Origin of the sequence: Pseudomonas sp. MM211 (assembly GCF_020386635.1) — a bacterium.
Lineage (GTDB): Bacteria > Pseudomonadota > Gammaproteobacteria > Pseudomonadales > Pseudomonadaceae > Aquipseudomonas.
This window is the reverse complement of the sequence record NZ_CP081942.1, coordinates 605,890-630,475: the sequence shown is the minus strand read 5'-3', so window position 1 is coordinate 630,475 and position 24,586 is coordinate 605,890. Positions and strand designations below refer to the sequence as shown.

The following is a 24,586-nucleotide window of genomic DNA, read 5'->3' as shown; positions in this document are numbered from 1 at the left end:
GCAGGACGGCTACAATTCGCCTCCTGCTCAGGAGCCGATGATGAATTACCGCCACGCCTTCCATGCCGGCAACCACGCCGATGTCTTGAAACACCTGGTGCTGTGCCGCCTATTCGCCTTGTTGGCGCGTAAGGAGGCCCCCTATGCCTATCTCGATAGCCATGCCGGCGTTGGCCTGTACGACCTGACCGGCGACCAGGCCAGCCGCACCGGTGAGTGGCGCGAGGGGATCGGTCGTCTGTGGGACGCCACGGATGCACCGGAACCGTTACTCGATTATCTGGAAGTGATTCGTGCGATGAACCCCGATGGCGTGCTGCGCCATTATCCGGGCTCGCCCGAGTTGGCGCGTCTGCACACCCGCGAGCAGGATCGCCTGCACCTCAACGAGAAGCACCCGGAAGACGGGCAGTTGCTCAAGGAAAACATGGCCGGTGATCGGCGTGTGGCCGTGCACCTGGGCGAGGGCTGGCATCTGCCCCGTGCCCTGCTGCCGACGCGTGAGAAACGCGCGGTAATGCTGATCGACCCGCCGTTCGAAAAGGCCGATGAACTGGAGCGCTGCGTCACCTCGCTCAACGAGGCGATCGGGCGCATGCGCCAGACCATCGTAGCGATCTGGTACCCGATCAAGGACGAGCGTCAGCTCAAGCGTTTCTACCGCGACATGGAAAAGAGCGCGGCGCCGAAACTGCTGCGTGCCGAACTGTTCGTGCACCCCGCTGACGAGGCTCAGCGCCTGAACGGATCTGGCCTGCTGATCAGTAACCCGCCATGGGGACTGGAAGAGGAATTACGCGAGCTGTTGCCCTGGCTGGCCGAACGCCTGGCACAAAGCAAAGGCAGCTGGCGCCTCGACTGGCTGATCGCTGAGCAGAGCTGACGGCTCTTATCTGTATCGGTCGAAGGCCTGGTTTCAGAGGCTTGTGAGGGCGCTCACGAACTGCTCCGGGTCTTCCAGCATCATCAGGTGCCCACCGGGCAGGCAGGTAACGCTGGCGGCCTTTTCCAGCGCCCACGGTGGGAGGTTCCAACCTTCTTTCGAGCGCTCTCCGGCGATCAGGTGCACGGGTGTCGATCCTTCGAATATTTCCCTGACTGCCTGCAGGTAATCAGCATGGCCGGTTACCTCAACGACCGAGCGTGCGGTGGCCTGGATGGTCGATGCCGGCTGGTTGCCCAGGAGGCTCGATGCGCTTGCACGATGGCTCGCGGTGGTCGCGATCCCGGACTTTGCCAGCCAGCCATCCGGGTTCTCCCTGAATTGCGCCAGCATCGTATCAGCCTCATGGGGCGTCATCCGAGCCACGCTGGCTGACCAGAAGGCATCGGCCAGCGAGAAGTTTCCCTCGACACTGTAAATCGACGCGACCCTTGTCGGATGAGCCGTTGCGAACAGCATGGCGATTGCGCCTCCAACGGAGTGCCCTACCAGGTGCACACGCTCGATGTCTCTCTCCGTGAGCCATCGAGCAAGGTGCGCAACCTGCCCGGGTAGCGTGATGGTGGAGGGATCTACATGCTGCAGGCCGCCGTAACCGAGCAGGTCGGGCATGTGTGCCTGGATGCTCCGTGAGCGAAATAGCGGTGCCAGATCACGCAGGCTGCCAATCAGGCCATGAATGAGAAGATAGGGATACTCGGGCATCTGGGTGCATCCATGGATGACGGGCTGATCTACCTTCGCCGTGGATCGACGTAGTAGCTCAGTTGCTGACGCGGATTCAGGTACTCGCGGGCTTCGGGGGGCAGCTGCGAGGCGCGCACGCTGCTTGCGATGACCACTGAGGCGTCTGCTTCCAGATTGACGATCAGCGCTTCTTCCTTGGGCACCTGAGCATCGTAGATGATCAGCGTCGGCTTCATTGGCAGCGTTGGGTGCATACCCAGCACCAGGGCGTAGCGCTCGTCTTGCAACTGAACCAGGCTGCCCGGCGGGTAGACGCCCATGCAGCGAATAAACGCCTTTAGCGCGACCTCATCGAAACGCACTCGCTGCTGTGGCGAGTACATGCGTGCGAGAGCTTCGTGAGGGCTCAGGGCTGTGCGCGGGTCGAGTGGGTTGCACAGGTTGTCGAAGTGGTTGGTGATGCACACGATGCGGCTCAGGCGGCCGATCGATGCTTCGTGCAACTGCCGTGGATAGCCGCTGCCGTCACAATATTCATGGTGCTCGTGGATGATGCGCAGCACGTCGTCGTCGAGCATCAGCTTCTCGCCCATACGTCGGCCGAACACGGTGTGCATTTCCAGCAACTGTTGCTCGGCGTGGGTCAGGGGTGGTGGTTTGAGCAGTACCTTGCTGGGCACTTCCAGCTTGCCGATGTCATGCAGCAGGGCACCCATGCCGAGCATATGGCTGGCCTCGCTATCCAGGCCCAGCTGACGCCCCAGCATCACCGACAGCACGGTGACGTTCAACGAGTGCACGTAGGCGTCCTCGGCGGCCTTGCCGGTGATGCTGTGCAACGCTACGCCATCTTCGCCAAGCATGGTCTCGACTAACTCGTTGACCAGCGCACCGGCCTGTTTGACCGATTCCTCGGGCTGGTTGCGCAGGCTCTGGTTGAGTGTCTTGACCCGCTGGCTGGCCTGGGTGAAGGCGCGGTCGACCTCGGACAGCCGTTTGCGCAGCACGCTGAGTTGCTTGACCCGCACCTGACGCGCCTGTTCCTGAGGATCGGGCGGGGCTGGTGGTGCCTGTTCGACTACTTTGGTCGGCAATGCCAGGGGCCCGCAGTCACTACGCGCGGGGTCATAGCGCAGACGCTTCAGGCCTAGCGCGCGCAGTTGCTTGAGCTGGCCTTCGTCCTTGATCTTGAAATTACTGAAGGCGAACGAATGTTCCCACCAGCTCAGATCGAGTTGGACATAAAGCCCGACACAAAGCTGGTCGGGCGAAATGTACTGAGTGGTATCCGGCATTCCGTGCTTGATCTGCAAAGTGACTGTTGGCTAAGTCTAGCGCCGTCCTGGGGTTGTAGCATCCCGTCAGATAGGACTATTCCAGCCCTCAGGCGGGTAGGCACACACCGGTTCCTTTCAGGCCGCAATAGCCTTCCGGGTTCTTCGCCAGGTACTGCTGGTGGTAAGCCTCGGCGTAGTAGAAGGTCGGTGCTTCAGCGATCTCCGTGGTGATCTCGCCAAGTCCGGATTTCTCCAACTCGCTCTGGAACTGTGCCTGGCTATGGCGGGCAGCCTCAAGCTGTTGCTCGTCGGTGCAGTAGATGGCCGAGCGGTACTGGCTGCCGATGTCGTTGCCCTGTCGCATGCCCTGGGTTGGGTTGTGGACTTCCCAGAATACTTTGAGCAGCGCTTCATAGCTGGTCTGCTGCGGGTCGAACACCACCAGCACCACTTCGGCATGGCCCGTCAGGCCCGAGCAGGTCTCTTCATACGTCGGATTGGGCGTATGACCGCCGGCATAGCCCACAGCCGTGCTCCACACGCCAGGCTGCTGCCAGAAGCGGCGCTCGGCACCCCAGAAGCATCCCAGGCCGAACACCGCGGTTTGCAGGCCAGCAGGGAATGGGCCCTGCAGCGGGTTGCCATTGACGTAATGGGCTTCGGGCACTGAAATCGGTGTCTCGCGGCCAGGCAAGGCCTGTTCGGCGCTGGGCAGCTCGAGTTTGTGGGCGAGAATTTGCGAGCGTAAGACCATGAATCATGTTCTCCGAGTCGTTGCTGTTGTTTGGGGTAGACCGCAGCGGCCGTTGGCTGTTAGCGACCGTTCAGCGTGTGGGGCGCCGCGGGTAGCGCTTCAGGCTTTCTACCAGATCTCGGCCGGGTATAGGGCGGTCGAACAGGTAGCCCTGGCCGATATCGCAATGCTGACGGCGCAGGAAACCCAGCTGGGCTGCGGTTTCGATACCTTCGGCGACCACCTTGAGCTTGAGGTTGTGCGCCATGGCGATCACCGCCGAGGTGATTTCCATGTCGTCCTGATTCTCCGGGATGTCCTTGATGAAGCTGCGATCGATTTTGATCACGTCGATCGGGAATTTTTTCAGGTAGCTGAGTGACGAGTAACCCGTGCCGAAGTCATCCATGGCCAACGTCAGGCCCAATTGCTTGAGGCGGCTGAGCTGGCTGCGGGTACTTTCGGTAGCTTCCAGCAGGAGGCCTTCGGTGAGCTCCAGCTCGAGCATCTCCGGTGGCAACTGCTCTTCCTCCAGGATGGCGGCAATCGAGCCGACCAGATCCGGATCGCTGAACTGCTTGGGCGACAGGTTGATCGCCACCTGCAGATTACCCAAGCCGACGGCGGTGAGCTGCTTGCTCATGCGGCAGGCCTGACGCACCACCCATTTGCCGATGGGCACGATCAGCCCGGTTTCCTCGGCGACACTGATGAACTGATCCGGGCGGATCATGCCCTTTTCCGGGTGCTGCCAGCGCAGCAGCGCTTCCATCCCGAGCAGTTGCCCGGTCTTCAGGCACAGCTTGGGCTGGTAGTAGACCTCGAGCTCATTCTGCGTCAGGGCGCGGCGCAGGTTGTTTTCCACGAATAATTTGTAGTTGGCCTCGGCATTCAGGACATCGGTGAATACCTGCAACTGATTCTTGCCGTTGGCTTTGGCCTTGTGCAGCGCGAGGCCGGCATGCTTCATCAGTGTCTGCGGATCTTCACCGTGTTCGGGCGAGCAGGCCAGGCCAACGGAGCCGGTGACGTTGATCAACTGGTTATCGACGAACAACGGCTTGTCCAGCGTCGCCAGTACCTGTTGGGCGATGAGCTGGCCGCGCTCACTGTGGCAGTTGTCGAGCAGGATGGCGAATTCGTTGCTGGCGAAGCGCGCCAAAGTACCTTCGCCGCCGAAGCTGTTGCGCAAGCGTTTGGCCAGGCTCACCAACAACTTGTCACCAGTCTGGTGGCCAAGGGTGTCATTGATTCGCTTGAAGTTGTCGATATCGACCAGTAGCAGGCTAATCGGTGAGCTGCTGGTGGTGGTGAAGCGTTTTTCCAAGGCTCGAATAAACGCATAGCGATTGCCCAGGCCGGTCAGGTTGTCGCTGTAAGCCAAGCGTTCGATGCGCTGCTGAGACTGCTTGGTTTCGGTAATGTCTTCGTAAATGCCAATGTAGTGAGTCAGCGTGCCGTCGTCGGCATGTACCTTGGATATCGAGAACTGGCTCCAGTACGGTTCCAGGTTCTTACGCCGACTCTTGAATTCGCCCTGCCAGCTGTTCTGTTCGGCCAGCCCGGAGGTGCTGTCGAATAGCAGTTCGCTTAGGTTCTCCAGGGCGGGTAGCTCCGACAGCTGACGGCCCTGCACTTCGTCGGCGCTGTACTGGGTAATCGCCGTGAAACTCGGGTTTACATACTCCACCATGCCATCGCGATTGAGCAGGATGAAGGCGCTGGCGCTCTGCTCGACGGCGCGCTGGAACAGATACAGAGCGCTGGTGGCGTTACGACGTTCCTGATTGCTCAGCACGTTGGCGTATTGATCGGCCAACTCTCCGGCGAAGGTGACTTCTTCCGCCAGCCAGATCCGCGGCCCACCGGTGTGTTCCAGGCACAGCACGGCAACCAGCTCACCGCCGACCCGGATGCTGGCATCAAGTATCGCGGTGATCGCTTCGGGGCGTAGATAGTCGTCACGCAGCTCACTGGTACGCGGATCGCTCTCGGCGTCATGGGCGTTCAGCGAGCGACTTTCTTTCAATGCACGAAGGTATTTCGGGTAGCGACGACCGTCGATCGGCAAGGGGACTTCGTAATGCTCCTGATCGAGCAGGTATAACGCCACGGGATCGAGCGTGTCGCCATTGATATGCCAGATACCCGCTCTGGCAACGCCGTATATCTCGCAGGCGCTGCGGGTGATCAGTTCGGCGGCTTCACGCGTTGGATCGCTGCTCTGATAGCGCTGACTGGCCAGGCGCACGATGAGTTGCTGCTGCGCGAGAGCGCGCAATTGATGCTGCTGCAGTTCAGCCTGGCTTTGCTGAAATTGCTCTAGCGAGTCCAGCACCTCGGTATGCTCTGGTGGTGCTGGTGTGGGGAGGCTGTGGTTGTCTGCGAAAGTGTCGTCGGTGACCATCAAATAGCCGCGCAACAGGTGTCGTCCCCGTTGCTTGAATGGTTCGCCGAGCTCCATCAGCCTCAACGATCCGTGCGGCGTGTGCAGTGTGTAGTGCACCAGGTAGTGTGTGCTTTCAGACAATTGCTGCTGAATGGCATCGTGCAGCCGGTAGCGTGCTTCCGGTTCCATCAGGCTGGCGTAGGGAGTTTCCACCAGGGTGCAGAGGTCACTGGCGGCGATACCGAGCTGCTTTTCGCAAGATGCATCGATGAACAGCAGCAGCCAGTTCGCTTCGTTCATCCGCTCGAAACGCAGCATGCCGAGCCGAGAAGGCACGGGCAGTTGCGTCACGACCTCGGCCGCTAAACGGCTCGCGGCATCGGGATGGCTTTTCATCGAATGGCTGTATCCATCTGCTGGCGTAGGCAAACGCCGGGCATTTTCACTATAGCGCTAACAAGGGGTGCCGCCGTATCTCCCTGACCGCCGTGAAGCGGTAATGGCGCCTAGGTTGCACCATGGTGTGGCGGCTGACAAGAAATCTAATGGCATTGTGACGTCTTTATTTTAACTGTCTGATTTTTAACAAATAATTATTAAATTTTGATGCCTGTTTGACGCCTTTTCCAGGCGTTCGCTTGTGCTCGCTACTGTAAATGCAGGCAAAAAAAACCCCGCCTGATTGGGCGGGGTCGAGGTTACGAGCGTGGCGCTCGAAAACGTGTCGCTTACAGCAGCATAGTGCGGATGTCGTTCAGCACATCGCCCAGGCGCTTGGTGAAGCGTGCAGCAGCTGCGCCGTTGATCACACGGTGATCGTAGGACAGCGACAGCGGCAGCATCAGCTTGGGCTGGAAGGCCTTGCCATCCCAGACCGGCTGGATGGTTGCCTTGCTGACACCGAGGATCGCCACTTCCGGCGCGTTGACGATCGGTGTGAAGCCGGTGCCGCCAATGTGCCCGAGGCTGGAGATGGTGAAGCAGGCGCCTTGCATGTCGTCAGCCGAAAGCTTCTTGTTGCGCGCTTTCTCTGCCAGTGCAGCGGCTTCAGCAGCCAGCTGCAGCAGGCTCTTCTGATCGACGTTCTTGATTACCGGCACCAGCAGGCCATCCGGGGTATCGACGGCGAAGCCAACGTTCACGTACTTCTTGCGGATGATCGCTTTACCACTTGGCGCCAGCGAACTGTTGAAGTCCGGCAGTTCCTTGAGCAGGTAGGCGCATGCCTTGAGCAGCAGCGGCAGAACGGTCAGCTTCACGCCGGCTTTCTCGGCGACGGCCTTCTGGGCGACGCGGAAGGCTTCCAGCTCGGTGATGTCAGCCGAATCGAACTGAGTCACGTGTGGCACGTTGAGCCAGCTGCGGTGCAGGTTGGCGGCGCCGACCTGCATCAGGCGTGTCATCGGCACTTCTTCGATTTCACCGAACTTGCTGAAATCGACGGTCGGAATCGGCGGAATGCCGGCACCACCGGTTGCACCGGCAGCCGCTGCGGCAGGAGCCGATTTGGCTTTCTGCAGCTCGGCCTTGACGTAAACCTGCACGTCTTCCTTGAGGATGCGACCTTTCGGGCCAGTACCTGGCACGGCGCTCAGCTCGACGCCGAACTCGCGGGCCAGCTGGCGTACGGCCGGGCCAGCGTGCACTTTGCTGCCATCACGGCTTGGCGTGGCTGCCGGAGCGGCCTGCGGTGCGGCCTTGGCAGGTGCCGAGCCCTGAACGTTGGCCGCTTTGGCCTGTTCTGGGGCAGCAGCTGGCGCCTGAGCGGCGGCTGCAGGTTTGGCGGCGGCCTTGCCTTGGACTTTCAGAACCAGGATCAGATCACCGGTCTTGGCCTGATCGCCGACCTTGATGGAAATGCTTTCGATGACGCCAGCCTTGGGGGCAGGGATCTCCATGCTGGCCTTGGCCGATTCCAGCACGATCAGCGACTGTTCGGTTTCGACGCTGTCGCCAACCTTGACCAGTACTTCGATCACGCCAGCAGCGTCTTCGCCAATATCCGGAATACGCACTTCTTCACTGCTTTCACCAGCCGGTTCTTCGGCGGCCGCAGGAGCGGCGGCTTCGGCAGGGGCAGCAGCACTCGGTGCGGCGGCCGGAGCGCTGGCAGCCTGCTTCGGCTGTGCGCCCGCGGCGCCTTTGAGCACCAGGATCAGATCGCCGGTACCCACTTCGTCACCGACCTTGACCGATACGCTCTCCACCACGCCTGCAGCGGGCGATGGAATTTCCATGCTCGCCTTGTCGGATTCGAGGGTGATCAGCGACTGGTCGACTTCGATGGTATCGCCCGGTTTGACCGCTACTTCGATGATGCTGGCCTTGGCGCTGGAACCGATGTCCGGCACTTTGACTTCCTGAGGCTCGGCATTGCCAGCAGGCTCAGCCTGCGGCTCGGCGGCTGGTTGCGCTGCTGCGGCAGGTTCTGCCTGGGCAGGTGCCGGCTCTTGCTCGGCCGGGGCGGCTTCGGCATCGCCTTCCACGTCCAGTTCGAGCAGCTCGTCGCCTTCTTTCAGGTTATCGCCCAGCTTCACTTTCAGGCTCTTGACGACGCCGGCCTTGGGGGCCGGGATCTCCATGCTGGCCTTGTCCGACTCGAGGGTCAGCAGGCTTTGGTCGGCCTCGATGCGGTCGCCAACCTTGACGAACAACTCGATAACTTCACCCTCACCACCGCCGATGTCGGGTACGCGAATCAATTCACTCACAATGCGTCTCCTCAGCAGTCCAGTGGGTTGCGTTTTTCGGGGTCGATACCGAACTTGACGATGGCTTCAGCCACGGCCTTGCGTTCGATCTGACCACGATCGGCCAGCGCTTCGAGCGCAGCCAGAACGACCCAACGGCGATCCACTTCGAAGAAGTCACGCAGTTTGCGGCGGCTGTCGCTGCGGCCGTAACCGTCGGTGCCCAGAACCTTGTATTCCTTGACCGGAACCCACTGACGAACCTGTTCGGCGAACAGCTTCATGTAGTCGGTGCTGGCAATGACCGGGCCCTGACGGCCGCTCAGGCACTGCTCGATATAGCTCTTCTTGGGTTCCTGTTCCGGGTGCAGGCGGTTGCTGCGCTCCACGGCCAGGCCATTGCGACGCAGTTCGTTGAAGCTGGTAACGCTCCACACATCGGCGCCGATGTTGTAGTCGTTGCGCAGGATCTTCGCCGCTTCGCGAACTTCGTTGAGGATGGTGCCGCAGCCCAGCAGTTGCACGTGGTGGGCGGCTTCCTTCTTGTCCTCTTCGAGCAGGTACATGCCTTTGATGATGCCTTCTTCGACACCTTCGGGCATGGCCGGCTGCTGGTAGTTCTCGTTCATCACGGTGATGTAGTAATAAACGTTTTCCTGCAGGGTCATCATCCGGTGCGTGCCTTCGCGCATGATCACCGCCAGCTCGTAAGCGTAGGTAGGGTCATAGCTGCGCACGTTGGGGATGGTGCTGGCGAGGATGTGGCTGTGGCCGTCCTCGTGCTGCAGGCCTTCGCCGTTCAGCGTGGTACGGCCGGAAGTGCCGCCCAGCAGGAAGCCGCGGGTCTGGCCGTCGCCGGCAGCCCAGGCCAGGTCGCCGATACGCTGGAAGCCGAACATCGAATAGAAGATGTAAACCGGCAGCATCGGCGTGTTGTAGTTGCTGTAGGCGGTACCAGCAGCGATGAAGGAGGAGAACGCACCGGCCTCGTTGAGACCTTCCTGGAGGATCTGGCCGTCCTTCTCTTCGCGGTAGTACATCACCTGATCGCGGTCGACCGGCTCGTACAACTGGCCGACAGGCGAGTAGATACCCAGCTGGCGGAACATGCCTTCCATACCGAAAGTACGGGCCTCGTCAGCGAGGATCGGCACGATGCGGCTACCCAGCTCCTTGTCCTTGACCAGCGACGCGAGGATGCGACCGAAGGCCATGGTGGTGGAGATTTCGCGGTCGCCCGAGCCATCCAGAACGGCCTTGAGGGTTTCCAGCGGCGGCGTCGGGATGCTGATGTTGCCGCGGTTACGCTGCGGCAGGTGGCCACCAAGCTTTTCGCGGCACTTGCGCAGGTATTTCATTTCCGCGCTGTCTTCGGCTGGGCGGTAGAACGGCAGTTCTTCCAGCTGCGAGTCGTTCAGCGGGATATCGAAGCGATCGCGGAATTTCTTCAGCGACTCGATATCGACTTTCTTGGTGTTGTGCGCGGTGTTCTTGGCTTCGCCGGCACCGGTGCCATAACCCTTGATGGTCTTGGCCAGGATGACGGTCGGCTGACCCTTGTGGTTGACCGCCTGGTGGTAAGCCGCATAGACCTTGTACGGATCGTGGCCACCGCGGTTGAGGTTGAAGATTTCCTCGTCCGACAGTTTCTCGACACGTTTGAGCAGCTCTGGGTCGTGCCCGAAGAAATGCTTGCGCACGTAGGCGCCGTCTTTGGCCTTGTAGTTCTGGTACTCGCCGTCGATCGCCTGATCCATACGGCGCTGCATGCGGCCGTCTTCGTCCTGAGCGAACAGCGGATCCCACATGCGGCCCCAGATGACCTTGTTGACGTTCCAGTTGGCGCCGCGGAACACGCCTTCGAGCTCCTGGATGATCTTGCTGTTACCGCGAACCGGGCCGTCGAGGCGCTGCAGGTTGCAGTTGATGACGAAGATCAGGTTGTCGAGGTTCTCGCGGCCGGCCAGGGAGATGGCGCCCAGGGTTTCCGGCTCGTCGGTCTCACCGTCACCGATGAAGCACCAGACTTTCTGCTTGCCGGCCGGGATGAGGCCGCGGTTTTCCAGGTACTTCATGAAGCGTGCCTGGTAGATCGCGGTGATTGGGCCCAGGCCCATGGATACGGTCGGGAACTGCCAGAAGTCCGGCATCAGGTGCGGGTGCGGGTACGACGACAGACCGCCACCGTCCACTTCCTGACGGAACTTGAGCATCTGCTCTTCGCTCAGGCGGCCTTCCAGGAAGGCGCGTGCGTAGATGCCCGGAGAGGCGTGGCCCTGATAGTAGATCAGGTCGCCGCCGTGCTCTTCGGTCGGAGCCTGGAAGAAATAGTTGAAGCCGATGTCGTAGAGGGTCGCACTGGAGGCGAAGGTGGAGATGTGACCACCCAGATCCGGATCCTGCATGTTGGCGCGCATGACCATGGCCAGAGCGTTCCAGCGAACGATCGAGCGGATGCGGCGTTCCATGAACAGGTCGCCCGGCATACGCGCTTCGCGGGTTACCGGGATGGTGTTGCGATAGGGTGTGGTAATCGAATAGGGCAACTGTGTGCCGCTACGAGTGGCCAACTCACCCAGACGCGTCATCAGATAGTGGGCACGGTCTTCGCCTTCCTTGTCGAGGACGGATTCCAGTGCGTCCAGCCATTCCTGGGTTTCGATTGGATCGAGGTCTTGCATGGCTTGCTCCAGAGCGGAAAGGCTTCCAGAATCGGAAGCCAGGATGCGTGGCCGGCTTTTTGAGCGGGCACATTAATTCTTGGATATACCGGTTGGGTAGATCCGGCTTTGTGTAGTTTTACTACATTTCGCTGGCGATTTCAGCTCTTCCGAACGATTGAGTCGTACCAAAACTACAATCAAATCAGGCGTGAGCCAGACGCGGCGAGCCTTCGCAGGGGCTTCGTCGGTTTTCCAACAGGTTCCGTAGCCCGCCGAAAAGGATAGACCATGAGCTTGCCCGCGCTGGTTTCTTTGCCCGCCATCCTCCAGCCGCTGGCCCAGCGCGCCGAGCAGTCCCTGACTCAGGCCTTCAGCCAACTGTCTTCCCAGGCGGCTGCCGATTTCGCCACCTGGGCGCCGCTGCGCAAGGAGCATTTGCAGCGAGTGGCGGCCGCCAGTGACTTCGTGACCCAGCAGGGGCTGCGTGACCCGCAGATGCTCCTCGAACTGGCCGATAGCGGTGAGCTGGAGCGCCGGCTGGCGGCTGGCGAGTTGCGTGGGCAGTTGGCCGAGCAACTGAGCGAGTGCGCTGACGAAAACGCCCTGGCGCGCAGTCTGCGGCGCTTTCGCAATCGTCAGCAGGTGCGCATCATCTGGCGGGATGTCAGCCGTCAGGCGGATCTGGTGGAAACCTGTCGCGATCTTTCCGATCTGGCCGACGCCTGCATCGATCTGGCCTATCAATGGCTCTACCCCAGGCATTGCGAGCAGTTCGGCACACCGGTCGGGCGTCGCACTGGCGAGCCGCAGCACATGGTCATCCTCGGCATGGGCAAGCTCGGCGCCTTCGAGCTGAACCTGTCGTCGGATATCGACCTGATCTTCGGCTACCCCGAGGGCGGTGAAACCCAGGGGGTCAAGCGGCCGCTGGATAACCAGGAGTTCTTCATTCGCCTGGGCCAGAAGCTGATCAAGGCGCTGGACGCCATTACCGTCGACGGCTTCGTGTTCCGCACCGACATGCGCCTGCGCCCCTATGGTTCTTCCGGCGCGCTGGTATTCAGCTTCAACGCGCTGGAGCAGTACTACCAGGATCAGGGCCGTGACTGGGAGCGCTACGCGATGATCAAGGCGCGGGTGGTCGGCGGTGATCAGGAGGCCGGTGCGCAATTGCTGGAGATGCTGCGCCCGTTCGTCTATCGGCGTTATCTGGACTTCTCCGCCATCGACGCGCTGCGCACCATGAAGCAGCTGATTCAGCAGGAGGTGCGCCGCAAGGGCATGGCCGAGAACATCAAGCTCGGCTCCGGCGGTATCCGCGAGGTGGAATTCATCGCCCAGGCCTTTCAGCTGATTCACGGCGGTCGTGATCTGAGCCTGCAGCAGCGCTCGCTGCTCAAGGTGCTCGATACCCTCAAGGGGCAAGGCTATCTGCCGTCGCAGGCGGTCGACGAACTGCTCGCCGGTTATGCCTTCCTGCGTTACACCGAACACGCCCTGCAGGCCATCGATGACCGGCAGACGCAGATGCTGCCGGACAACGATGAGGATCGTGCGCGGGTGGCGTTCATGCTCGGTTTCGATGGCTGGGAAGCCTTCCATGAAAAACTGATGTACTGGCGTGGGCGCGTCGACTGGCACTTCCGGCAGGTCATCGCTGACCCGGACGAAGATCAGGACATCGGCGAGGAGCCCATGGTCGGCGCCGCCTGGCTGCCGCTGTGGAACGACGATCAGGATGAGGAAGCCGCCTGCCGGCAACTCGCCGAAGCCGGTTTCACCGATGCCCAGGGCGCCTGGCAGCGTCTGGTGGGATTGCGCAATGGCAATCAGGTGCGGGCCATGCAGCGCATCGGCCGCGAGCGTCTGGATGCCTTCATCCCGCGGCTGCTGGCCGCCACGGTCGAGCAGGAGAGGCCGGATCTGGTGCTGGAGCGCGTGCTGCCGCTGATCGAGGCCGTCGCGCGGCGCTCCGCCTACCTGGTGCTGCTCACGGAAAACCCCAATGCGCTGCTGCGCCTGCTTACGTTGTGTGCGGCGAGCCCGTGGATCGCCGAGCAGATCACCCGGTTTCCACTGCTGCTCGACGAACTGCTCAACGAAGGTCGGCTATTCAGTCCGCCCCAGGCCCCGGAACTGGCTGCCGAGCTGCAGGAGCGGCTGACGCGCATTCCCGAGGAGGATCTGGAGCAGCAGATGGAAGCGCTGCGCCATTTCAAGTTGGCCCACGGCCTGCGCGTGGCCGCATCGGAAATTACCGGGACGTTGCCGCTGATGAAGGTCAGTGATTACCTGACCTGGCTGGCCGAGGCCATCCTTGATCAGGTGCTGGCCCTGGCCTGGCGGCAGATGGTCACTCGGCACGGCACGCCGCAGCGGCCCGACGGTAGCCTGTGTGCGCCGGACTTCATCATCGTCGGCTACGGCAAGGTCGGCGGTATCGAGCTGGGCCACGGCTCCGACCTGGATCTGGTATTCATCCACGATGGCGATTCCCAGGCCGAGACCGATGGCGCCAAACCCATCGACGGCGCGCAGTTCTTCGCCCGCCTGGGGCAGCGCATCATTCACCTGCTGACTGCGCAGACCAACTCCGGCCAGCTCTACGAGGTCGACATGCGCCTGCGTCCCTCCGGCGCAGCGGGCTTGCTGGTCAGCTCGCTGGGTGCTTTCCGGCGTTATCAGGAAGGCGAAGCCTGGACGTGGGAGCATCAGGCGCTGGTGCGCGCCCGGGTGCTGGTTGGTTGCCCGCGGGTAGGTGCGGCTTTTGCCGAGGTGCGTACGGCCGTGTTGGCCCGTGGGCGTGATCAGGCCAGGCTGCAAGCCGAGGTCAGCGAGATGCGCGCGAAGATGCGTGACAATCTCGGCACTCGCGCTACCGCTGCCGGCACGGCGGACAATGCCTTCGACGCAGCGTCGGTGTTCGACCTCAAGCAGGACGCCGGAGGTATCGTCGATATTGAATTTATGGTGCAATACGCGGCTCTGGCGTGGTCGAAGCAGCACCCGGTACTGCTCGAATTCACCGATAACATTCGCATTCTGGAAGGCCTGGATCGGCTCGGTCTGCTCCGCGATGGCGAGGCGACCCTGCTGCAGGATGCTTACAAAACCTATCGCTCTGCAGCCCATCGACAGGCGTTGCAGAAGCAGCCCGGGGTAGTGGGTGGCGACCAGTTCCACGAGCACCGACGCAACGTGATGCGCATCTGGCGTGAACTGGGCCTCTGATGACCGTCACTCGCCACCGTGCCCCCTCAATCATTGCACCGCTGAGCTTATGAATATTCTGATCATCGGCCCTTCGTGGGTAGGCGACATGGTGATGGCGCAGACATTGTTCCAGTGTCTGAAAGTGCGCCATCCCGATTGCGCCATCGACGTGCTGGCGCCGGAGTGGAGCCGCCCGATCCTCGAGCGTATGCCCGAAGTGCGTGAAGCCCTGAGCTTTCCTCTCGGCCATGGCGTGCTGGAGCTGGCTACGCGGCGGCGCATCGGCAAATCCCTGGCCGGCCGCTATGACCAGGCGATTCTGCTGCCCAACTCGCTGAAATCGGCGCTGGTGCCATTCTTCGCGGGTATCCCCGTGCGCACCGGCTGGAAGGGCGAGATGCGCTACGGCCTGCTCAACGACGTGCGCACCCTGGACAAAGCCCGTTACCCGCTGATGATCGAGCGTTTCATGGCGCTGGCCTACGCGCCTGGTGCCGAGCTGCCGCAGCCCTATCCACGGCCTTCGCTGAGCATCGATCCGGCGACCCGTGACGCGGCGCTGGCGAGCTTCGGCCTGACTCTGGATCGGCCGGTTCTGGCCCTGTGTCCGGGCGCCGAGTTCGGTGAGGCCAAGCGCTGGCCGAGCGAGCATTACGCTCGTGTCGCCGAGCACAAGATCCGCGAGGGCTGGCAGGTCTGGCTGTTCGGCTCGAAGAAAGATCACCCGGTCGGCGAAGATATCCGTTCACGGCTGATCCCGGGGCTGCGTGAGGAAGTGGTCAATCTGTCCGGCGAAACCAGCCTGGCCCAGGCCATCGACTTGCTGTCCTGCGCGGCCTCGGTGGTCTCCAACGATTCCGGGCTGATGCACGTGGCGGCAGCGCTCAATCGCCCGTTGGTGGCGGTCTATGGCTCGACTTCGCCTGCATTCACTCCACCTTTGGCCGAACAGGTCGAAATTATTCGTCTCGGTATCGAGTGCAGCCCGTGCTTTGACCGTACCTGCCGTTTTGGCCATTACAACTGCCTGGTACAGCTCGAACCGCGCGTCGCCAACGATGCGCTGGATCGGCTCGTCGCCCGTCCGGTCGAGGTATAGCGGCGGATGCGAGTGCTGTTGATCAAGACTTCGTCGCTGGGCGATGTGATCCATACCCTGCCGGCGCTGACCGACGCGGCCCGAGCCATTCCCGGTATTCGTTTCGACTGGGTAGTGGAGGAGGGCTTCGCCGAGATTCCGGCCTGGCACCCGGCGGTTGCCCAGGTGATTCCGGTGGCCATCCGCCGCTGGCGCAAGCACCCGCTGCAGACCCTGCGTAGCGGTGAGTGGTCGCGCTTCAAGCAACGCTTGCGCGACACCCGTTATGACCTGGTTATCGATGCCCAGGGGCTGCTCAAGAGCGCCTGGCTGACTCGATACGTCAAGGCGCCAGTGGCCGGGCTGGATCGCAATTCCGCCCGCGAGCCGATTGCCACGCGCTTCTATGATCGCCGCTATAGCGTACCCCGTGCCCAGCATGCCCTGGAGCGCACCCGCCAGCTGTTCGGTCAGGCGCTGGGTTACAGCGTGCCCGCCGGTCTGGGCGATTACGGTTTGGATCGCGCCCAGCTTGCAGATCCGTCACCGCGCCCTTATCTGGTATTCCTGCACGGCACCACTTGGGCGAGCAAGCACTGGCCGGAAGCCTACTGGCGCGAGCTGGCCGAACAGGTCAGCGAGCAGGGCTGGTCGGTTCGACTGCCCTGGGGCAACGCGGTAGAAAAGGCGCGAGCCGAGCGTATTGCTGCCGGCATCGAGGGTGCTGCGGTGTTGCCGAAGCTCAACCTGGCCGGCGTCGCCAAGGTGATCGCCGGTGCCCAGGCCTGCGTTGCCGTGGATACCGGTCTCGGCCATCTGGCTGCCGCGCTGGATGTGCCTTGCGTATCGCTGTACGGGCCGACGTTGCCCGGCCGCGTTGGCGCCTACGGCCGTTCGCAGATTCACTTGTGTGCCAGCGGCCCGGATGCTGGCAAGGGCGATCGCGACAAGCCGTGTTTCGATGATTTGCTGCCGCAGCGGGTGTTCACCGAGTTGCACGCGCTGCTGCTGGACATGGGGATAGACTGATGCCACAGAGCGAAGGGCCGATGCGCCTGGCTTTCATCCTCTACAAATACTTTCCTTTCGGCGGTCTGCAGCGCGACTTCATGCGTATCGCACTTGAGTGCCAGGGCCGCGGTCACAGCATCCGCGTGTACACACCGATCTGGGAGGGCGAAGTACCTGAGGGTTTCGAGGTGGTCGTGGTGCCGGTCAAGGCGCTGTTCAATCATCACCGCAACGAAAAGCTCACCGCCTGGGTTCAGGCGGATCTGCGTCAGCGCCCGGTCGATCGCGTGGTCGGTTTCAACAAGATGCCGGGGCTGGATGTGTACTACGCCGCCGACGGCTGTTTCGAAGACAAGGCGCAGACCCTGCGCAACCCGCTGTATCGCCGCTGGGGTCGCTACAAGCATTTCGCCGAATACGAACGTGCGGTGTTCGCGCCCGAATCGAAAACCGAGATCCTGATGATCTCAGAGGTGCAGCAGCCGCTGTTCGTCAAGCATTACGCGACGCCGGCCGAGCGCTTCCATCTGCTGCCGCCGGGGATTTCCCAGGATCGTCGAGCTCCGGCCAATGCTGCCGAGATACGCGCCGAGTTCCGCCGCGAGTTCAAACTGGCCGATGACGATCTGCTGCTGGTGCAGATCGGCTCAGGCTTCAAGACCAAGGGGCTGGATCGCAGCCTCAAGGCGCTGGCCGCGCTGCCGCCCGAGTTGAAGAAACGTACCCGGCTGATCGTCATCGGCCAGGACGATCCCAAGCCCTTCCTGATGCAGATCACTGCGCTCGGGATCGGCGATCAGGTGCAGATCTTCAAGGGGCGCAACGATATACCGCGCTTCTTGCTGGGGGCTGATCTGTTGATTCACCCGGCTTACAACGAAAATACCGGCACTGTGCTGCTGGAGGCGCTGGTGGCAGGATTGCCGGTGCTGGTGACCGATGTCTGTGGCTACGCTCACTACATCAGGGATGCCGATGTTGGTCGCGTGGTGCCTAGTCCATTTGAGCAGGCCACGCTAAACCATACCCTCGCCCAGATGCTGGCAGACGCTGAAGGCCGTGCTGCCTGGCAACGCAATGGCCTGGCATTCGCCGACAGCGCTGATTTGTACAGCATGCCGCAGCGTGCCGCCGATGTGATTCTGGCGCCGCGTCCGTGATGAGGAGTGTCCAGCCATGAAGCTGTTTCTCGAACAGCCATTCGCCACGTTGTGGCAGGGCAAGGATGCCTTCCAGGAAGTCGAGCGCCTGCAAGGCCAGGTCTACCGGGAACTCGAGGCGCGCCGCACGCTGCGTACCGAAGTCGACGGCAAAGGCTACTTCGTGAAGATTCACCGTGGCGTTGGTTGGGGTGAAATCCTCAAGAACCTCGCCACTGCCCGCCTGCCGGTGCTCGGTGCTGGTCAGGAATGGAAAGCGATCCAGCGCCTGACCGACGCGGGTGTACCGACCATGACCGCCGTGGCCTACGGCGAGCGCGGTAGCAACCCGGCGCAACAGCATTCCTTTATCGTCACCGAAGAACTGGCGCCGACCGTCGATCTGGAGCAACTGACGGTCAATTGGCGTGAACAGCCACCACAGCCAGCATTCAAGCGTGCGCTGATTCGCCGTGTGGCTGAAATGACCGGGCGCATGCATGCTGCCGGCGTGAACCATCGCGACTGCTACATCTGTCATTTCATGCTGCACACCGACAAGCCCTTCAGTGCCGATGATTTCCGTTTGTCGGTGATCGATCTGCACCGCGCCCAGTTGCGTCCCGCCGTGCCGCGGCGCTGGCGCGACAAGGATCTGGCCGGCCTGTATTTCTCGGCGTTGAATATCGGCCTGACCCAGCGCGACTTTCTGCGCTTCCTCAAGGGGTATTTCGCTGCAGCCGGAAGTGCACGTTCGCTACGCCAGATTCTGCGCGACGAAGCCGCGCTGCTGGCCTGGCTGCAGCGCAAGGCCGAACGGTTGCTGTCGCGCTACGCACGTAAATACGAAACAGGGGCCAGTCATGAGTGAGTGGCGAGTCACCGCTCTGGCGACGCCAGGGGCTGCCAGAGCGTTTGCTACCCTTGACGCCGTGTTCGCCCTGGAGGGTGAGCCGATTACCCATGATCCGCTCTCGGATGTGATCCGTGTTGAATTCGATGGGCTGCGTTATTACGTCAAGCGCTACCACGGCGCGGGTAAGGGCGCTCGGCGCTTCATCGGCAGGCCGCGGGTCAAGGCCGAGTGGCAGAACCTCAAGCATTTCGCTGCCTGGGGCATTCCCACTGCGCCAATTGCTGCTTACGGTCTGGAGCGCAAAGGCACTTCCTTTGACCGAGGCGCGTTGATCACCCAAGAGTTGGTCAACACCATGGACATGTGGCGTCTCGCCGAAAGCGGCGATGCCCGTTTGCGCGACCGTACCTGGGTGCAAGACGTCAGCTGCCAGTTGGCCAAAGCCACACGCACCTTGCATGACCATCACTTCACGCACAACGATCTGAAGTGGCGCAACCTGCTGGTCGACGAGCACCGCCGCCTGTATTTCATCGACTGCCCGACTGGAGCATTCTGGTGGGGGCCGTTTCTGCGCCGGCGTATCGTCAAGGATCTGGCGTGCCTGGACAAGGTCGCCAAATATCACCTGTCGCGCACGCAGCGGCTACGTTTTTACCTGCAATACCGGCGTCGTGAGCGATTGAACGAGAGTGATAAACATCGTATCGGCCAAATCGTCCGCTATTTCGAGGGAAGAGAATGAAGGACTTCATCGACAGTGAGGATCGCTCGCTGCTCGAACGTCACAACTTGGCCAGCTTCGAGGCGCTGTGGGCGCTCGAGCTGCATGCAGTGGACGAGCCTAACAAGGCGCCCCGTGGAGGCTGGAGTTCGGTGTACCGGCTCGACCTGGATTGTCATGGCTACTACCTAAAACGTCAGAGCAACTACCTGACCCGCAGCCTGGAGCGCCCATTGGGCGAGCCAACGTTAGCGCGTGAATTTCGCAGCATCCGTCGTTACAGCCGCCTTGGCATCCCGGCCATGAGCGCATCGTTCTATGCCGAGCGGCGCATCGCTGGCGAGCGTCGGGCCATTCTGCTGACCCGGGCGTTGGACGGCTGGCAGGATCTCGACAGCTGGTTACCCGGCTGGACGGCACTTGCTGCCGAACAGCGCCTGGCCATCGTCAGCGCCTGTGGTGCACTGGCCCGCCAGGTACATGACAAAGGGCAATTGCATGGCTGTTTCTACCCCAAACATATCTTCCTGCAACCCCGTGGAGAGGGCTTTGCCGCTCAGCTCATCGACCTGGAAAAAACGCGCCCGCTGTTCTTCGGTGAGCGTGATCGAATCAAGGATCTCGAACCGCTGTTGCGCCGCGCCAACCCGTGGAGTGATGAGGATACGGTTGGCTTCCTGACGGCCTATCTGGGCAGTGAACAGCACGTCGATCATTGGTTGCAGCGCCTGACGGCGCGCTTCAAGGACAAGGCTCAGCGCGCATGAAACTGGCCTCTCTGACCGATGCGGGGCGTAGCCCCAAACTGCCGCTGCTGATCGAGGCACCGGCAAGCCAGCCTCTCGAGCTGCACAGCCTGCTGCGTGTGCTGCCAGGCCAACGCTATGTGGGCAGGGCGCAGTGGCAAGGGCGTGCGGTGCTGGCCAAGTTGCTGGTCGGCGGCAAGGCCGAGCGGCATTACGCCCGCGAGCTGCAGGGTGCCCAGTTGCTGGCGGAGCAGGGACTGTGCACGCCGCTGCTGCTCGAGCATGGAGCAATCTCCGGGGAGGGCGGCTGGCTGCTGTTCGAGTTTCTCGAGAACGCTCGCAGCCTGGCTGATGACTGGCAGGCAGTGGCCGATCAGCCTTGGTTGAGCGACCCTCAGCAGCAGGTGCTGGGCGAAGCCCTGGCGGTGATCGCCGAGCTGCACCGCAAGGGACTCTGGCAGGAGGATCTGCATCTGGACAATCTGCTGCGCCAGGATGGTCGCCTGTATCTGATCGATGGCGGTGGCATCCGCGCTGAAACTCCCGGGCAACCGCTGTCGCGGGACAAGGTGCTGGCCAATCTCGGGCTGTTCTTCGCGCAGCTTCCCGGGGCCGTCGACAGTTTTGTCGAAGAGCTGCTGGTGCATTACCTGCTGGTCAATGGCGAGCATGCGCTGCCGCTGGAGGCACTGCTCAAGGCCGTGACCAAGGCGAGGGCAACGCGCATGCAGGGGTACATGGCCAAGATCGAGCGTGAGTGCACGGCCTTTCGGGCCTCCAGCAGCGCCTCGCGCCTGCAGGTGGTGCGACGCGAGGACGACGCACTGCTGGCGCCATTGCTGGCCGATCCAGACGCGGCAATTGCCGCTGGGCAGCCGCTCAAACTGGGCGGCTCGTCTACCGTGGCCCGGGTCGAGCAAGCTGGCCGACAGTTGGTTATCAAACGCTACAACATCAAGAGCTTCGGACACTGGCTAAGGCGTTTCTGGCGGCCCAGTCGTGCCTGGCACAGCTGGTGCGAGGGCAATCGCCTGGATTTTCTCGGTATTGCCACGCCCAAGCCGCTGGCCGTGCTGGAGCGTCGTACCCTGTGGCTGCGCCGTCAGGCTTATCTGATTACCGAACACACGCCGGGTGTGGATATAATTGCCCGTTTCGCGCCCTACCAGGCAGACGAGTTGCCGCCCGAGGCGGATCTGCAGGCGCTTGAGACCTTGTTCGCGGCATTGCTGCGTGAGCGCATCAGCCATGGCGACTTCAAGGGCAACAATATCCTTTGGCAGGCTGGCCGCTGGGCGCTGATTGATCTGGATGCCATGCAGCATCACGGCACCGCCAGCAGTTTCAAGGCCGCCTATGCCCGGGATCGTGCGCGCCTGTTGCGCAACTGGTCGGCAGAAAGCGCCTTGTATCAGGAGCTGGATCGGCGTTTACCGATTATCACCTGAGTCCGCTCCAGGCAGGCTTGGCGAAACCAAACAATCGCGGTTGTCGGCGTCCGGCAAGCGCACTAAGAGGCTTTATCCGTGGCATTGACGATTCTTGGCCTTTCCGGCGCCCTCAGTCATGATCCATCCGCTGCGCTGTACATCGACGGCAAGTTGATCGCGGCTGCCGAAGAAGAGCGCTTCGTGCGCGACAAGCACGCGAAGAACCGCATGCCTTACGAGTCGGCCAAGTTCTGCCTGGAGCAGGCTGGCATCAAGCCGTCGGACGTCGACGTGGTGGCGATTCCATTCGCCCCGATCAGCCTGTTCGGCAAGGAGCGCTGGCACTACGCCAAGCGCTACTGGTACGCGCCGGATCGTGCCCTCGACGCTATCCTCATGGGTAACCGCCGTTACAAGCGCTACCGCAAGAAGATCGTCTGGTGCCTGGAGCAGCTTGGTTTCGACGCCAAGAAGATCAAGATCGAGCCAGTCGAGCATCACCTGGCTCACGCCGCCAGCGCCTATCACTGCTCGGGCTTTACCGAGAAGACCGCCATCCTCGGTATCGATGGCAAGGGCGAGTACGCCACCACCTTCTTCGGTTATGGCGAGAACGGCCGCATCCACAAAATCAAGGAATTCTACGATCCGGATTCCCTTGGCGGCCTGTATGGCGCGATCACCGAATTCCTCGGCTTCGAGATGCTCGACGGCGAATTCAAGGTCATGGGCATGGCGCCCTATGGCGATGCCAGCAAATACGATTTCTCCCGTCTGGCCAAGTTCGAGAACGGCGAGCTGGTGATCAACACCGACTATGCCAACGTCATCGGCCTGCGTCGCTACAAGGAAAAGGGCAAGGGCTTCTACTTCTCGCCCAAGCTGATCGAGTGGCTGGGGCCCAAGCGTGAAGGCGATATCGCCGACGATCCCTACATCCACTATGCCGCCAGCATGCAAGCGCTGTTCGAGAAGCTGGCGCTGGAAATGATGGACTACTACCTGGGCGACATCATCCGCGACACCGGCAAGATCGCATTCGCTGGCGGCTGCGCGCTGAACGTCAAGCTCAACCAGAAGATCATTGCCCGCCCCGAGGTCAAAGAGCTGTTCGTTCAGCCTGCTTCCGGCGACGCCGGCACTTCCGTTGGTGCCGCGGCCTATGTTTCCCACAAGCGCGGCGTGCCGGTCGAGAAGATGGAACACGTCTACCTCGGCCCGGCCTACTCCAACGAAGACGTCATTGCGGCATGCGCACGCCACCCGAACGCGCCGAAATGGCAAAAGATCGACGACATGCCGCAGCGCATCGCCCAGATCATGGTCGACGGCAATCCTGTGGCTTGGTTCCAGGGCCGCATGGAATTCGGCCCGCGCGCCCTCGGTGGTCGTTCGATCATCGGTTGCCCAAGCATCCCTGGTGTAGCCAACCGCATCAACGAACAGATCAAGTTCCGCGAGCGCTGGAGACCCTTCTGCCCATCGATGCTCGACACCGTCGCCGAGCAGATGCTCAAGGTCGACCACCCGAGCCCGTTCATGACCTTCACTTTCGAGGTCAACGATGAATGGAAAGAGCGCGTCAGCGAAGTCGTCCACGAAGACGGCACCTCCCGCGCTCAGGTTCTCAAGCGCGAATACAACCCGCGCTGGTACGACCTGATGCTGGAACTGGAAAAACTCACCGGTAACGGCGTGTCCCTGAATACGTCGCTGAACCGCCGTGGCGAACCGATGATCTGCTCGCCCACCGACGCCCTGAACATGTTCTTCGGCTCGGATCTGCAGTATCTGATCATGGAAGATGTTTTGGTGGTGAAGGACAGTGTCTTGAGCGGTGATGTGGTCAGCGGCGAGGAGTTGTAAGGGTGTCCGTTGCTCAGGTGCGATTGAAGGCGCTGCTGTTCAACGACACCTCCTCTGAAAATCATCACGGCTGCCAGCTGGTGATGAGGCAGATTTTCACATTGGCTGGGCAGGTGGGTATGGATATCCAGCGGTCCTGCCCAATGCACCATGACTGGCAGACAGACATTGATCTGCAGCGCGACATCCGCGCTGCAGATTTGTGCTTGGTCAATGGTGAAGGGACCATGCACGACGACGCCCCGCTGGCGCTGCGCTATGGTGCTCTTGCACGGTATTGCCAAGAGCATGATATTCCCTGCTTCCTGATCAATTCGGTGTGGCAGAACAACGATCAGCTCAACGCCGACGCCCACTGTTTTACCAAGCTGTTCGTGCGCGACACGATGAGCAAGGCCGCTCTGGCCGATGTGGGTGTATCTGCGGAAGTCGTGCCCGACTTGACCTTGTCTTACCAGCACACTGCGTCCAACAGCCTGCGCCACGGCATGCTGGTCAATGGCAGCGTGATCGATGAGCGGCTTCTTGAGGCGTGGCGTACGGTAAAGGACAGGCAAGATCTGCGCTACGTGAGTATTCGTACCCTGGCGCCTTTGCAACTGGGCAAGGGATTCGACTTCTATCTGCGCAAGAACCTGCGCAAGCGTTTGAAGGCGCTCCGGCGTATCGCTGCGAGTTACTTCTATTCCTATCCTGCACACCTGCCGGCTCCTCTGATCGACAGGCTGCGCTGGCGTTATGCAGTGCTGTCGACCCATCGATTTCTCAATCTTCTTGGTCGATCACGGGGTGTGATCACCGGGCGCTTTCACCTGGTGACGCTTTGCCTGGTCACTGGCACGCCATTTTTTGCTCTCCCTTCCAATACCCACAAGATCGAAGCCTTGCTGGCACAAGTCGGCCTGGCCGAGCGTCTTAAACCGTCATACGAGCAGGCTGTCAATGCCGCGGATAGGATCGCTTTCAGCGAGTCTGAGCTGACGAGCATCGGGAGTTTTCTGCAAGAGACTCGGATGCAGGCCGAGGCCATGTTCCGTGAAATGGCTCAGATTGCCAGAGCCGCTAACACCCCTGACCAGCGCTGAGGTCAGGCCTTCGACATTACTCACGGGCTGATGAACTTGTTCGTTTGCGCGGCCGA

General features: G+C 61.5%; 17 protein-coding genes. 11 read left to right on the top strand and 6 right to left on the bottom strand.

All coding sequences use genetic code 11. From position 1 onward, the window contains the following. Positions 1 to 40 precede the first annotated feature (40 nt). Positions 41 to 883, top strand: a complete 843-nt coding sequence (locus K5Q02_RS02780) for a 23S rRNA (adenine(2030)-N(6))-methyltransferase RlmJ (RefSeq protein ID WP_225836149.1) — start codon at positions 41 to 43, stop codon at positions 881 to 883. A 33-nt stretch (positions 884 to 916) separates the two neighbouring features. Here K5Q02_RS02780 and K5Q02_RS02775 read toward each other — a convergent pair whose 3' ends face one another. The 6 genes from K5Q02_RS02775 to aceE form a co-directional block, all read right to left on the bottom strand. After that, complete coding sequence (locus K5Q02_RS02775; protein WP_225836147.1) at positions 917 to 1,648, bottom strand: alpha/beta fold hydrolase; 732 nt, start codon at positions 1,646 to 1,648, stop codon at positions 917 to 919. Positions 1,649 to 1,677: 29 nt separating this feature from the next. Next, the gene (locus K5Q02_RS02770; protein ID WP_225836145.1) at positions 1,678 to 2,925 is read right to left on the bottom strand and encodes an HD-GYP domain-containing protein; all 1,248 of its coding nucleotides are present in this window, start codon (positions 2,923 to 2,925) and stop codon (positions 1,678 to 1,680) included. 88 nt (positions 2,926 to 3,013) lie between these two features. Further along, complete coding sequence (gene msrA, locus K5Q02_RS02765) at positions 3,014 to 3,661, bottom strand: peptide-methionine (S)-S-oxide reductase MsrA (RefSeq protein ID WP_225836144.1); 648 nt, start codon at positions 3,659 to 3,661, stop codon at positions 3,014 to 3,016. Positions 3,662 to 3,731: 70 nt separating this feature from the next. Then, entirely contained in the window at positions 3,732 to 6,425 is a 2,694-nt protein-coding gene (locus K5Q02_RS02760) for an EAL domain-containing protein (RefSeq protein WP_225836143.1), read from the bottom strand. Between the two features lie 332 nt (positions 6,426 to 6,757). Further along, positions 6,758 to 8,740, bottom strand: a complete 1,983-nt coding sequence (aceF, locus tag K5Q02_RS02755; protein ID WP_225836142.1) for a dihydrolipoyllysine-residue acetyltransferase — start codon at positions 8,738 to 8,740, stop codon at positions 6,758 to 6,760. 11 nt (positions 8,741 to 8,751) lie between these two features. Further along, positions 8,752 to 11,400, bottom strand: a complete 2,649-nt coding sequence (gene aceE, locus K5Q02_RS02750; RefSeq protein ID WP_225836140.1) for a pyruvate dehydrogenase (acetyl-transferring), homodimeric type — start codon at positions 11,398 to 11,400, stop codon at positions 8,752 to 8,754. A gap of 270 nt (positions 11,401 to 11,670) precedes the next feature. Between aceE and glnE the strand changes: the two genes are divergently transcribed. From glnE to K5Q02_RS02700, 10 genes are all read left to right on the top strand, one after another. Next, positions 11,671 to 14,613 (top strand): bifunctional [glutamate--ammonia ligase]-adenylyl-L-tyrosine phosphorylase/[glutamate--ammonia-ligase] adenylyltransferase, encoded by a 2,943-nt coding sequence (gene glnE, locus K5Q02_RS02745; RefSeq protein ID WP_225836138.1) that lies wholly within the window; start codon positions 11,671 to 11,673, stop codon positions 14,611 to 14,613. Between the two features lie 49 nt (positions 14,614 to 14,662). Further along, entirely contained in the window at positions 14,663 to 15,694 is a 1,032-nt protein-coding gene (waaF, locus tag K5Q02_RS02740; RefSeq protein ID WP_225836136.1) for a lipopolysaccharide heptosyltransferase II, read from the top strand. A gap of 6 nt (positions 15,695 to 15,700) precedes the next feature. Next, on the top strand, positions 15,701 to 16,702 hold the full coding sequence (gene waaC / locus K5Q02_RS02735) for a lipopolysaccharide heptosyltransferase I (RefSeq protein WP_225836134.1): 1,002 nt from the start codon (positions 15,701 to 15,703) through the stop codon (positions 16,700 to 16,702). A gap of 20 nt (positions 16,703 to 16,722) precedes the next feature. Further along, complete coding sequence (locus tag K5Q02_RS02730) at positions 16,723 to 17,844, top strand: glycosyltransferase family 4 protein (RefSeq protein ID WP_225839536.1); 1,122 nt, start codon at positions 16,723 to 16,725, stop codon at positions 17,842 to 17,844. 16 nt (positions 17,845 to 17,860) lie between these two features. After that, positions 17,861 to 18,694: a lipopolysaccharide core heptose(I) kinase RfaP gene (gene rfaP, locus K5Q02_RS02725; protein ID WP_225836132.1), complete on the top strand. Its 834-nt coding sequence runs from the start codon at positions 17,861 to 17,863 to the stop codon at positions 18,692 to 18,694. Beyond that, on the top strand, positions 18,687 to 19,424 hold the full coding sequence (locus tag K5Q02_RS02720; RefSeq protein WP_225836130.1) for a lipopolysaccharide kinase InaA family protein: 738 nt from the start codon (positions 18,687 to 18,689) through the stop codon (positions 19,422 to 19,424). The genes rfaP and K5Q02_RS02720 overlap by 8 nt, the downstream gene beginning before the upstream one ends. Beyond that, positions 19,421 to 20,170 (top strand): lipopolysaccharide kinase InaA family protein, encoded by a 750-nt coding sequence (locus K5Q02_RS02715; protein ID WP_225836127.1) that lies wholly within the window; start codon positions 19,421 to 19,423, stop codon positions 20,168 to 20,170. Before K5Q02_RS02720 ends, K5Q02_RS02715 begins: the two co-directional genes overlap by 4 nt. Then, positions 20,167 to 21,597: a lipopolysaccharide kinase InaA family protein gene (locus K5Q02_RS02710; protein ID WP_225836126.1), complete on the top strand. Its 1,431-nt coding sequence runs from the start codon at positions 20,167 to 20,169 to the stop codon at positions 21,595 to 21,597. Before K5Q02_RS02715 ends, K5Q02_RS02710 begins: the two co-directional genes overlap by 4 nt. A 78-nt stretch (positions 21,598 to 21,675) precedes the next feature. Continuing rightward, the gene (locus K5Q02_RS02705) at positions 21,676 to 23,445 is read left to right on the top strand and encodes a carbamoyltransferase family protein (protein WP_225836124.1); all 1,770 of its coding nucleotides are present in this window, start codon (positions 21,676 to 21,678) and stop codon (positions 23,443 to 23,445) included. 2 nt (positions 23,446 to 23,447) lie between these two features. After that, positions 23,448 to 24,530: a polysaccharide pyruvyl transferase family protein gene (locus tag K5Q02_RS02700; protein ID WP_225836122.1), complete on the top strand. Its 1,083-nt coding sequence runs from the start codon at positions 23,448 to 23,450 to the stop codon at positions 24,528 to 24,530. Positions 24,531 to 24,586 lie beyond the last annotated feature (56 nt).